This is a genomic window from Pantoea sp. X-Soil-YNGN-775, assembly GCF_059730575.1.
Window position 1 is genome coordinate 2415379 of the sequence record NZ_AP035945.1, and the last position, 11625, is coordinate 2427003.

Genomic DNA, 11625 nt, shown 5'->3' on the forward strand with positions numbered 1-11625 from the left:
GCTTTATACCGATTTCCCGCGCAGTTTGGCAATAAGGTTCACCACCAACAGCACGATCGACCCAATGATAAAACCAAGCACCAGATTGGCACCGTTGCTCAACAGCGTGGCAATCCAGCCGCTGAAACCGCTACTGACTTCTTCAATCAGATGATGCAGCGGCGTAATGCCATGCACCACAATGCCGCCACCGACCAGGAACATCGCGATGGTGCCGACTACCGACAGAATCTTCATCAGCCACGGTGCTGCCGCCAGTAATACGCTGCCGATGCCCTGAGCGATACGTGAGGGCTTTTCGCGCAGCCAGAAGCCGAGGTCGTCAATTTTAACAATCGCCGCCACAATGCCGTAAACGCCAACGGTGACCAGAATGGCGATACCGGCCAGAATAATCACCTGATTGAGCAGCGGCGATTCCGACACGATACCCAGCGTAATGGCCACAATCTCTGCTGACAGAATAAAGTCGGTGCGGACCGCGCCTTTAATCTTCTTCTTTTCAAACTCCGCCGCATCCTGCTTTGCCAGCGACTCGAGGCGCTGCTGACGGGCTTCCGGCGATTTATGCTGCTTGTCGTGTTGCAGGCTGTGCATCACTTTTTCCACGCCTTCGTAGCAGAGATAAGCGCCGCCGATCATCAGCAGCGGCGTGATCAGCCACGGCGCAAAGGCGGAAATAATCAGCGCCAGCGGCACCAGGATCAGTTTATTCAGAAACGATCCTTTGGCGACGCCCCATACCACCGGCAGTTCGCGGTTGGCTTTTACGCCGGTCACCTGCTGGGCATTCAGCGACAGATCGTCACCCAGTACGCCAGCGGTTTTTTTTGCCGCCAGTTTCCCCATAACGGAAATATCGTCCAGAAGTGTTGCAATATCATCAAGTAAAGTCAGTAAGCTGGTTCCCGCCAAAATTTTATCCTTAGTCTGGTTCGTTATGTTGACAACATGGGCAGCGCTCGATTTCCGTTACCGTCATTTCGGCGATGCCCTCACAATCCCACTCCACCCGCACTGCTTCACCCGCAGCACCTTCAGCATGTAAGTACTTACTGACCGGGCTTTCTGTCATGCCGGTAATCTCTTCCGTGGCGATCAGCCTGTCGCCGAGGTAAACGCGCGCGGTCGCTTTGGTGTTCACCATGCGCTCGTCGCGCAGCTGGTAGAGGCGTTTAACCGTCAGTTTAATGCTGCTCATGTCAGGCTCCTGGCCACGGAGAAAGCGCAGATCTAACCAATTATGTTGCTGATTAGCAAGGCTCACTCGTCGCGATAATGATGAATACCCTGATGGTCAATCTCGGCGCTCTGCGTCATCGCCAGCAGCCACTCTTCCAGCCGCTCCAGCAGATCGTCATCCGCCAGCCGCAGTTTGCCGCGCAGGGCGCACTCCCAGAGGATCAGCACCTTCCAGCCGCTCTCCTGCAGCTGGCGCACATAACGCCGGTCCCGTTCGACATTGCTGTTAATCTTGCCGGTCCAGAATTCAGTGCGGGTGGCCGGCAGTTTGAAAAGATAGCAGTGATGCCGATGCCAGAAGCAGCCGTGGACAAAAATAATCGCCTGCTGCTCCAGCAGTACAAAATCGGGTCGGCCCGGCAGATTTTTATCCTGTACCCGAAAGCTGAATCCGCGATCCTTCAGCAACAGCGCCACACGCTGCTCAATGGCAGTATCCTGCGCGCGAATGGCACGCATATTTTTGCTGCGTGTTTCACTGGAGTGAACGTCAGCCATAAATTCTCCTTTTTTGCTGGTCCTTCAACTTTAGCCTGCGCCACGAAAAGCGAAAGCAGCAGAGGCGTGCTATCAGATTGCTGCCGTAAAAAATGTCATTGCGGCCAATCTCTGCGGTGGCACACGCCGCCAATTTCCTCGCTGCGTCAGGAGTGATAGCATAGGCGGCTCACTGTTAAGGAAAAACGCATGCACCCCGCCGCCATTGCTGAACCCCTCTCTGCTGCTCTTTCAACGCCTGATGCGTCGCAACTGTTACAGCAAGTGCTAACCATCTATTCGGTCCGGGATGTGACCAGCCGTCTGCATCAGGCTGGCTTCCTCAGCTGGACGCCGGCGTTGCTCAACCGGGTGCGGCAGGGCAAAAGCGCTCTGCCGCCGCTGTGTGACGCTGAACTGGCGCTGTTACAAAGCCTGCTGCCCAGCCGACCGGCCCATTATGATGCGCCTGAGTTTCGCTTTGTCGATCTGTTCGCCGGTATTGGCGGCATTCGTAAAGGCTTCGAGGCTATCGGTGGCAAATGTGTGTTCACCAGCGAGTGGAATAAAGAAGCGGTGCGCACCTATAAGGCCAATCACTACAGCGACCCGCTGGAACATCACTTCAACACCGATATCCGCCAGGTGACGCAGCCGGAAGGCCTCAGCGATGACGCCGACATTTATCGCGCGATTGATGCGGCGATCCCCGATCATCAGGTGCTGCTGGCCGGTTTTCCCTGCCAGCCGTTTTCACTGGCCGGCGTCAGCAAGAAAAATGCGCTGGGCCGCGCGCACGGATTTGAGTGCCAGGTACAGGGCACGCTCTTTTTTGATGTCGCCCGCATTCTGGCCGCGAAAAAACCGCCGTTCTTCGTGCTGGAAAATGTGAAAAACCTCAAAAGCCACGATAAGGGCCGGACCTTCGCCATTATCATGGAGACGCTGGATGAGCTGGGCTATGAAGTGGCCGATGCCGCCGCCAGCGGCCCGGATGCGAAAGTAATTGATGCACGCCATTTTCTGCCACAGCATCGCGAACGCATTGTGCTGGTCGGCATTCGTCGCGATATCAAAGGCTGTCAGGAGTTCACCCTGCGCGATATCAAAAAGTTCTTTCCGCCGCAGGTACCGAGCCTGCAAAGCCTGCTGGAACCGCAGCCGGACGAGAAATATATCCTGTCACCGGTGCTGTGGCGCTATCTCTATCAGTACGCCAAAAAGCACAAGGCTAAAGGCAATGGCTTTGGCTTCGGGCTAAACGACCCGCGCAATCCCGACTGCTGCGTGCGTACCCTGTCGGCGCGTTACTACAAGGATGGTTCGGAAATTCTGATCGATCGCGGCTGGGACAGCGCACTGGGCGAAAAGGAGTTTCATCATCCGGACAATATGGCGCGCCGTCCGCGCCGTCTGTCACCGCGCGAGTGCGCCCGCCTGATGGGCTTCGACGTGCCGGGCAGCGAACCGTTCCGTATCCCGGTGTCGGATACTCAGGCGTATAAGCAATTTGGTAATTCGGTGGTGGTGCCGGTATTTGCGGCGGTCGCTCAGCTTTTGCTGCCTCATATTCGTCGGTTACGCACTGATTAAAGTGCGCGGTTTCCGTTAAGAAAACCGATTCTGCTGTTCTGCCGTCATCAGGCGGGACTGTCACAAAGATGTCATGTAACCCCTTAATACTGCGGCTTTTCTTATTTCGGGTTGCCTGATGTCACTGCTTACTTTATTGCCACTGCGCGGTCGTAATCGCCGGTTTTCCCCTACGCTGCCGGGCTGGCTGACCAGCCTGCGCGGCCATTTTATTCTGTTCGTGGTGCTGTTCTGCCTGCTGCAATCGGCCGGTATTGTGCTGCTGACCGCCCAGGTCAGTCAGGCCCAGCACAGCCTGGCGCAGACCCACGCCCTGCGTGAGCGGCTGACGCTGCTCGATCGCGCCCGCATTGAACTGCTGACCGCCAGCGACAACAGTCACCGCGCCGGCATTTATCTGATGCAGGACCAGCAGAGCGGATCGGTCGACAGCTGGAAAAGCCTGGCGGAGAGCGCCAGCGCGTCGCTGAGCGAAGCCGAACGGCTGTTCAGCCGCTATCAGGCGGCCCCTGACAGCGCGCTGCAACAAAGCTTCATCCTGCTGAGCCAGGGGCTGACCGAGCAGCTGAAAGGTCTGGCCGCCGGCAGTATCGACGCCTTTTTTATGGTGCCGATGCAAGCCTATCAACAGCAGTTTAACGAGGCCTGGTTCGGGGAAATCGGCCAGGCGAATCGCCAGCTGGCCGCCGTCAATCGCAGTTCGCTGGCGAGCTTAACCGGCACCCGCAATGTGTCGCTGCTGGTCACCGGACTGCTGTTCGGGTTGCTGGTGGCGGGCGGCCTGCTGCTGCTGCGCGGGGTGATTACGCCGTTACAGCATGCCAGCCGCCAGCTACAGGCTATCGCCACCGGCGATCTGGTGGCGTCTGCCGCCCCACTCCGCCTGCAGTCGCGTGAGACGTTACAGCTGTTCAATGCAATGGATGAGATGCGCCAGGGCCTGCGCCACATTATTCATGAGATTGACGTGGTGGCCGTCAGCGTGGCCGCCGCCGCGGGTGAGATGCAGCACGCTAACCAGCAGGCGCGCGAGCAGCATCAGGCGCAGAATGCCAGCTTCAGTCATCTGTCACAGCGCCTGCATCGGGTCTCTGAAGAGGTGGAGAACAGCACCCGCTTCTCGCTGCAGGCCACCGATCAGGCGCAGTCCGCCGACCGCTTAATGCAGCAGTGCGCCGGCCAGGTCGATCAGATGGAAAGTCAGATGCGGCACATCGTGCAGGCGTCGGGTGACATCGCCGGCATCGTCGATTTGCTGGACAGCCTGTCGCTGCAGACCCGCCTGCTGGCCCTGAACGCCGCCATTGAATCGGCGCATGCGGGGGTCTATGGCCGCAGCTTCTCGGTGGTGGCGAAAGAGATTGGCTTACTCTCCACTAAAAGCGGCCACTCGACGCGCCAGATTGATCAGCTGATCCAGCATACCCGCCACCATGTTGATAGCGGCTTTAGCAAAGTGAAATCACTCGAAGCGTTGTTCGGGCAGATTAGTCAGGCAGTCAGCGCAGTAGTGACGCGCCTGAATGAGCTGCAACACAACGCCAGCGCGCAGAGCGCACGGGTGTCGCACATTGCCGCCGAGGTGGTGGCGCTTAATCAGCAGTTGCAGACCAATGAAGGGTTAAGTGTGCAGCAGAGCAACGCGGCAGATGCGCTGCACCAGCAGGCCAGCCGGCTGGCGCAGGCGGTGCAGCAGTTCCGCCATGGCGGTCAGGCGGGTTAAAATAAAAAACCCGTCAGGCGACGGGTTTAGCTTTATTTCTTCTTCTTGCCCTGCTTCTTCAGCAGCAGGCGAATCTGTTTCACTTCAGCACTGGTCAGCCCGTCGGGTGACGCTTCAGTCAGATCCTGATTATCAATTGCCGGATGCGGATGCGTTTCCAGACTGGCCTGCAAACGCTGCACAATTTCCTGGCTCATCGAAATCTGGTTCTCCAGCGCTAACTGTTTAATCTGTTCTTTCAGTGCAGGATCAATTTTAATCGTCAAATTAACGGTTTCGGTCATCGTGCTGCTCCTTTTTGTTATTGCTTCCACGCTACCGGATGACCGTTTCGATTAACAGACTGTCACAAAAATTTAATATTCGGTCCGTAATGGCGTGAAGTCCCGCAGCACGCCTTCGTCCATCCCGGTCAGGTTGCCCTGTAACTCCGCATACAGCTTGGCCATATAACGCACCAGGAAGTCAGCATTATGCTCAGCCAGCAGGCGGCCGGTCTCGGTGTGCATGGTTTCCGGCAGCCGCAGCAGCTTCTTCTGGAAGTGATCCAGCGTCCACTTCACATCATTTAGCTCGCGATCTTTTCCCAGCGGATCGGCGCTGTCGAACAGCGGACGATTCAATGCCCCGGCGGTGTAGAACACCCGCGCCAGGCCAATGGCTCCGAGCGACTCCAGCCGGTCGGCATCCTGAACGATTTTGGCTTCCAGCGTCTGCGGCGGGATGCCGGCACTGAAACTGTGAGTTTTGACGGCATGCATCACCGCCTCAATCAGCTCTGCCGGGAAGTCGGTAAAATCCTGCAGCAGGATCCGCTGCGTTTCCGTGGCGGCATAGGTTGAGGCCAGATGGCGTTCAGGGTGATTTTTCGGCAGATTGACCACATCGTGAAAATAGCAGGCGGTTAACACCACCAGTGGATTGGCGGCGCTGCCGGCCATGATGCGTTGTGCGCTCATCCATACGCGACGTAAATGCGCAATATCGTGGGCGCCGTCATCATGGATCCAGTTGGCCTGAAACCAGCTTTCATAGCGAGATTGCCAGAGTGTGAGTGACATAATTTATCTCCCTGTAGTAATCGATGCGCAAACCTGGGTCGCGATCGGTGCGCAAACGGCAAGCCATCATAGCGAATGGCTAATGACACTTTTCTTTCAGTGCTGAGGAAAAGAGCGGCGCTGCCAGGGTTTTTCGGCAGGAAAATGAGATCTGGATCATTTTTATAGCACCTCTGATACAAAATAACCGCAATTTCAGTGTTTTTCGGGCTTTCCTTATCAAATCGCAGCTAAGCGAATTAGTTTAATGGGTGTAATGTTTGTTCCAGCAGAAAAAAATATGGCTGGCCGCATTGCGCGCGATCAAATTCCTTAAAAAAACGTAAAACTGTCAATAATCACAGGTGCACAATTCCTAAAAGGTTCCTATTTTTACCGTTATAACGTACTGTATCCGGGCTATTCAGCGCTTTATCGACGTTGCATGATAAGCTTTGGTGCGGTTTTTGCATTTTAGCGGTTTTTAACACCAAAAGCGGCCATTATCGCCTGCAGACCCGTCGACAAATTATTAAGCAAAATGATTTATACCCTTTATGATAATCCCTGAAGTGAAGCAAAGAGATGTTTACAGCAGTAACCGGGTTCTACTAATAAAAAGAGGTAATCCATGAAAGAACGGCCGATTCTTTTTTCCGAACAGCGTGTTCGTGCCCTGTTGGTTGGCCAGCAAACGCAAACCCGGCGCATTATGAAAACTCAGGCTTTCGGCCCGGGGCAGGATCATCACGAAGGTGTGCATGCTTTCGATGTGAGTGCTAACCATCTGCATGGCTACAAAATGATGTCGATGACCGATATCAGTTATCACTGTCCGTATGGCAAACCCGGCGATGTGCTGTGGGTGCGTGAAACCTGGCGTGGTCCGCTGGTGCCCGAAGATGCGCTGGCCGACTATGAGCGTGATCCGACGCCATTCCGCCAGCCGGCCTACTGCCAGTATCGTGCGGACAGTAACGAGCTGGGACAGCATGTGATGAGCACTCCGGAAGCCGAGCAGTTTGGCTGGCAGACCGCCATCCACATGCCGCGCTGGGCCAGCCGCATCAACCTGGAAATAACCGGGGTGCGGGCCGAGAAGATTCAGGACATCAGTGAAGATGACATTATGGCCGAAGGGGTGCAGACCGATTCGCACTTCCTCAATAACTTCTTCACCATGAACGTTAATTCGGAATCGCCTAAAGAGGCGTATCGCAAAGCGTGGCAAAAGCAGTACGGAGCCACCAGCTGGGAAGTTAACCCGTGGGTCTGGGTGATTGAGTTCCAGCGTATTGAGCGTAAGTAACACCTCAGGCCTGCGCTTTGCGGGTTGAATCACAGACAACGGCTGCGCTAACGGGTTGAATAGACAGCCTTAAGCCCTGCAGCCAGATCGATGGTGCCAGCATGCTGTTTTCGATGCTGGCATTTTTATATCTGGCGCGCCAGGATAGCGAGATAGTCCGGTTCTGCGCGGGAGTGACGATGTTTAAATGGCCGTGGAAAACGCATAACGACTCTGCACTGGCCGCGCTGCCGTGGCAGCCGGGTCTGGCGCAGCCAATTTTTACGCTGCTCAGCGACGAGGAGCAGCAGGCGCTGGTGCAACTGGCGCAACGTTTTCTGCAACAGAAAAAGCTGGTGCCGCTCGGAGGCGTTCAGCTGGATGAACTGCGCAGCGTGCGCATCGCCCTGCTGTTCTGTCTGCCGGTGCTGAAACTGGGGCTGGAGTGGCTGGACGGCTTTCACGATGTGCTGATCTATCCGGAGCCGTTTGAAGTTGACGACCTGTGGCAGGACGAAGCGGGCCTGGTGCACAACGCTCCCGCGGTGCATGCCGGTCAGAGCTGGACCCAGGGCCCGGTGGTACTCAACTGGCTGGATATTCAGGACTCGTTCGATCTCTCTGGCTACAACCTGGTGATCCACGAAGTGGCGCATAAACTGGATGCGCGCGGCGGCGGCTACACCAGCGGGATCCCGGTGATACCGCTGCGTGAGGTGGCGCTGTGGGAGAAAGATCTGCGGGCAGCGATGGCGGCGATTGAAAGCGAGGTAGAACTGGTGGGTGAACAGGCGGCGAGTATCGATCCCTACGCAGCCAGCGACCCGGCCGAGTGCTTTGCCGTGCTGTCGGAATATTTCTTTACCGCGCCGGACCTGCTGGCTGAACGCTTCCCGGCGATGTACCAGCATCTGCGCCAGTTTTACCAGCAGGACCCGCTGACAAGGATCGCCGCACTCTCCGCGCAAACTGCTTAAATCGCGATCGCTTTGCGCTAAAGCTAGCCAGTTGAATGATAATGTATTTTTTGCTGTTGACACCTTCGGGCGACGCCGTTAATATTCGCCTCGTTCAAACGATTCCTCTGTAGTTCAGTCGGTAGAACGGCGGACTGTTAATCCGTATGTCACTGGTTCGAGTCCAGTCAGAGGAGCCAAATTTAGAGAAGCCCGCTCAGGGAAACCTGAGCGGGCTTTTTGCATTCAGTCCCACCGCCTTTATGTCTCCTGCCCCAGCAGGACGAATACGCTCTCCTGAGGGTATCGCTGCACCAGGTCATGGCATTTTTACTTGTCCTGACTCCCTGGCTCTTACCCTGTTCATCAGCTTGTGCGCCGCGACAGCTGATAGAAATAGCCCTGTAAAACCAGCCGGGTAAATAGCGACAACCCGTCAACTGCTCGTCAGACTTCAAAAAACATCACGCACTGCCACAGATTTTATATTAAAACGACAGGCTTCCTGTTTTATTAAACTGATTTATCCGCCGGTACTTGCGCCTGTGATTATCAAATCGCTGGTTAAAAAAACGAATAATTTTCCTCTCTTTTCCGCCCAGGCAAATTAACCACCCGCCGCTGAAAAACATTAATGTGCAACATTATTCTTTATTTCCTTTAACATTTCTTTATTAATATTTTTATGCTTTCCAAAATGCTCATCATTGATACGCTTTAGTCAGTGTGTTTTTAACTTCAGCTAATTGCCAGAGCGATATTATTCAGCGTACGATACGCCTGATTTTATTGCATAAATTAAGAAATTTTTATTGGCTTTCGTTATAAAACCAGCAAGAGGACTGTTATAGATGGGCATATTGTCATGGGTGTTATTTGGTTTGCTGGCGGGCGTTATTGCCAGAGGAATTATGCCTGGCAAACAAAATATGGGGATGTTTATGACCATCATCACTGGCGTCGCTGGCGCTCTGGTGGGGGGTGCCATCAGCACAGCTTTAGGCTTTGGAAAAGTCACTGGCTTCAATATTTACAGCGTTGCCATTGCTACTGCAGGTGCAGTTGCTGTGTTGTTCGCTTTCTACAAAATCAGAGCCTGTAAGCAGTTCTGAAATAATGACATTAAAAGGGTAGTTTTATGAGTTTGCTAAAAAAATTGTTGGGAATGTTTGGCTTTAATGACAATGTCGGCCAGGAAATCCAGGGTATTCTGGCCTGGATTGAGCAGCAAGGAGGCCTACTCGCGTTGGTTAACCGTCTCAGGAGCGGTGAGTTCGGTCAGGTAGTTAACTCATGGCTGAGTGACGAAGCAAATATTGCTCTCAATATAGATATGGTTGAAAAAATGATGAGTTCAGAGGCGATTCAACAACTGGCTAACCGCATGGGTCTCAATACTCAGGACGCGATGAATCTGCTGGTAAAATATTTACCGCAACTGGTAGATAAAGCCTCTTCTGCTGGCTCGGTGGATACAAAAGCCGATCTCACATCAATACTGAACCAGTTAACGCGCTAAATCGCCGCAGTAAAAAGATAAAAGCCTGATAACTTTCCGCAAGGCTTTTATCTTTTAATAAAGCAACGACTGTTGTCGCAGCAGGGTATTCTCCCGGTTATCGATCATTGAGCGACAGTATAACTTCTCACTTCACCGTAGCCGCGTGCTGAAGCATTCTGTTGTTACCCGGGATTTCCCGCTGCTCCCTATAATTAAAATGGCTGGGTAGCAATAGCGTCTGTCGTTCTTTAGCGCTGAACAGCGCGGCAATCGCCTTTCATCAGTTAAAATACAGCCGCCGGTTAAAGCACAACAGCTGCTATTTTTCATGGTAGCGATGCAGCGCCGGATAATACTCCATGCCGTAAAGCTGGCTGAGAGGAAACAGCAATTCAATATTGATATCGCGTTCCGCCGCAACCGGCGCAGATCCACTCAGCAGTTGTTCAAACCAGGCTTTCAGTTTCTGTTTCATGTTACGCGCTCCGTCGGGGTTGATGAGACGAGTAAACCCGCTCTGGCGCGTAAACTGAACCAAAAATTTCTGCGCTGCTATGCCAGAAATTATCTATGCGATCCGCCCGGCCATGGTTTCAGCATCGCCACGCCGCCTTAGCCGGCAATCAAGGTGACCCAGTTAGCACCCTTGCCGACGGGCGCTTCCGCCACCCGCTTAAGTTCACCACTGGCCGCATCGATGGCATAACTGCCGATCACCGCGCTCTTCTCGCCGCTGGCAATCAGCCATTTTCCGCTGGCATCAATCGCAATACTGCGCGGCTGCTTTTCAACCCGCCAGCTGCCGATCAGCGTCAGCGCCCCGGACGACGGATCGACCCGATAGCCGCTCACCGTACTGGAGGTCCGCTCGGTGACATACAGAAACCGGCCGTCGGGCGTGATTTTAATGTCCGCTGCCCAGATGCGCGGCGTCGGATCGCTGTAGCCGGCCGGACGCTGCTCGCCATGCTGCAGGCCATATTTGCCGGCCACCGCATTCGGCCAGCGCTTCAGCTCGCTCAGAGATCCATCGGCCGCGCGCCGGAACTGGGTAATGGTGCCGCTCATCTCCGCCAGGTTATACAGGAAGCGATTATCCGGCGAGATCACCGAGTGGCGCGCGCCGCTGTTTTTCTCGCCCTGCACATAGCCGGTGCCGATTGGGGTGATAGCGCCGTTGTCGGCGAAGCGATATTGCAGCACCCGATCGGCGCCGAGGTTGCCAACGTAAAGCGACTGGTTGCTGACATCGGTGATCACCGAATGGGCATGCGGCCCGGTCTTAATCCGGCCGGTCACCTGCGGTGTCACCACGCCCTGCGCATCGATTCGGTTGCTGGTAACGATATCGCTGTCATACGAAGCGGCGAGCAGATAGCGGCCGCTTTTGTCGGTGGTGATCCACGGAAAGCTGGCTTCTACCGGGGTGACCGCCAGCCGCTGCAGGTCGCCCTGCCGTGCCGTAACCCGCCAGCTGATGATCGAATAAGGCGGGCTGCGCAGCGCGCCGTACAGCCGCTTGCCATCCGGGCTGGCGGCCAGCGGCATAATCTTTTTACCGGCTGGCGTATCGCCGCGCCACTGCAGGCTGCCGGTGGTGTCGTTGAGGTGATAGCGGGAAACGGTGCCGGAGTCGGCGTTAGAGACATAAACATAGCTTGTCGCCCACAGCGGACTACTGCACAGCAGCGGCAGCAAGGCCAGCGTCGGTTTGAGACGGATCATAGGGTCACCTTCAGCATCGTTATTATTATCTGCTTCAGTCGGCAGGAGAGTAACGCTAACGGCAGAAATGCCGGCTGGCT

13 protein-coding genes and 1 tRNA gene are annotated in these 11625 nt (G+C 55.0%); 7 read left to right on the forward strand and 7 right to left on the reverse strand.

Features of this window, described 5'->3' with window-relative positions:
• Nucleotides 1–3: 3 nt before the first annotated feature.
• The 3 genes from AC6I8I_RS11465 to AC6I8I_RS11475 all read right to left on the reverse strand — a co-directional run bounded on the left by AC6I8I_RS11465 (nucleotide 4) and on the right by AC6I8I_RS11475 (nucleotide 1740).
• Nucleotides 4–915, reverse strand: a complete 912-nt coding sequence (locus AC6I8I_RS11465; RefSeq protein ID WP_312056521.1) for a DUF808 domain-containing protein — start codon at nucleotides 913–915, stop codon at nucleotides 4–6.
• 10 nt (nucleotides 916–925) lie between these two features.
• Entirely contained in the window at nucleotides 926–1201 is a 276-nt protein-coding gene (locus AC6I8I_RS11470; RefSeq protein ID WP_031377105.1) for a hypothetical protein, read from the reverse strand.
• 62 nt (nucleotides 1202–1263) lie between these two features.
• Nucleotides 1264–1740 carry a very short patch repair endonuclease gene (locus tag AC6I8I_RS11475; protein WP_312056522.1) on the reverse strand — a complete coding sequence of 159 codons (477 nt, stop codon included), beginning with the start codon at nucleotides 1738–1740 and terminating at the stop codon, nucleotides 1264–1266.
• Between the two features lie 189 nt (nucleotides 1741–1929).
• Between AC6I8I_RS11475 and dcm the strand changes: the two genes are divergently transcribed.
• Both dcm and AC6I8I_RS11485 read left to right on the forward strand, forming a co-directional pair.
• A complete protein-coding gene (dcm, locus tag AC6I8I_RS11480; RefSeq protein ID WP_497827858.1) occupies nucleotides 1930–3312 on the forward strand; it encodes a DNA (cytosine-5-)-methyltransferase in 1383 nt (460 codons plus the stop codon).
• A gap of 118 nt (nucleotides 3313–3430) precedes the next feature.
• A complete protein-coding gene (locus tag AC6I8I_RS11485; RefSeq protein WP_497827859.1) occupies nucleotides 3431–5035 on the forward strand; it encodes a methyl-accepting chemotaxis protein in 1605 nt (534 codons plus the stop codon).
• Between the two features lie 32 nt (nucleotides 5036–5067).
• Here AC6I8I_RS11485 and AC6I8I_RS11490 read toward each other — a convergent pair whose 3' ends face one another.
• Together AC6I8I_RS11490 and AC6I8I_RS11495 are read right to left on the reverse strand one after the other, a co-directional pair.
• The gene (locus AC6I8I_RS11490) at nucleotides 5068–5319 is read right to left on the reverse strand and encodes an Arc family DNA-binding protein (protein WP_312056526.1); all 252 of its coding nucleotides are present in this window, start codon (nucleotides 5317–5319) and stop codon (nucleotides 5068–5070) included.
• Nucleotides 5320–5391: 72 nt separating this feature from the next.
• Entirely contained in the window at nucleotides 5392–6096 is a 705-nt protein-coding gene (locus AC6I8I_RS11495; RefSeq protein WP_312056528.1) for a phosphohydrolase, read from the reverse strand.
• Between the two features lie 610 nt (nucleotides 6097–6706).
• Here AC6I8I_RS11495 and AC6I8I_RS11500 point away from each other — a divergent pair.
• From AC6I8I_RS11500 to AC6I8I_RS11520, 5 genes are all read left to right on the forward strand, one after another.
• Nucleotides 6707–7384, forward strand: a complete 678-nt coding sequence (locus AC6I8I_RS11500) for a hypothetical protein (protein WP_312056529.1) — start codon at nucleotides 6707–6709, stop codon at nucleotides 7382–7384.
• Nucleotides 7385–7563: 179 nt separating this feature from the next.
• Entirely contained in the window at nucleotides 7564–8340 is a 777-nt protein-coding gene (gene mtfA / locus AC6I8I_RS11505) for a DgsA anti-repressor MtfA (protein ID WP_312056530.1), read from the forward strand.
• 103 nt (nucleotides 8341–8443) lie between these two features.
• Nucleotides 8444–8519, forward strand: a tRNA-Asn gene (locus tag AC6I8I_RS11510).
• Between the two features lie 651 nt (nucleotides 8520–9170).
• Complete coding sequence (locus AC6I8I_RS11515) at nucleotides 9171–9431, forward strand: GlsB/YeaQ/YmgE family stress response membrane protein (RefSeq protein ID WP_312056531.1); 261 nt, start codon at nucleotides 9171–9173, stop codon at nucleotides 9429–9431.
• Nucleotides 9432–9457: 26 nt separating this feature from the next.
• The gene (locus tag AC6I8I_RS11520) at nucleotides 9458–9838 is read left to right on the forward strand and encodes a YidB family protein (RefSeq protein ID WP_497827860.1); all 381 of its coding nucleotides are present in this window, start codon (nucleotides 9458–9460) and stop codon (nucleotides 9836–9838) included.
• A 301-nt stretch (nucleotides 9839–10139) separates the two neighbouring features.
• Here AC6I8I_RS11520 and AC6I8I_RS11525 read toward each other — a convergent pair whose 3' ends face one another.
• The gene (locus AC6I8I_RS11525) at nucleotides 10140–10295 is read right to left on the reverse strand and encodes a hypothetical protein (protein ID WP_162836813.1); all 156 of its coding nucleotides are present in this window, start codon (nucleotides 10293–10295) and stop codon (nucleotides 10140–10142) included.
• Between the two features lie 137 nt (nucleotides 10296–10432).
• Nucleotides 10433–11545: a lactonase family protein gene (locus tag AC6I8I_RS11530; RefSeq protein WP_312056534.1), complete on the reverse strand. Its 1113-nt coding sequence runs from the start codon at nucleotides 11543–11545 to the stop codon at nucleotides 10433–10435.
• Between the last annotated feature and the right edge of the window lie 80 nt (nucleotides 11546–11625).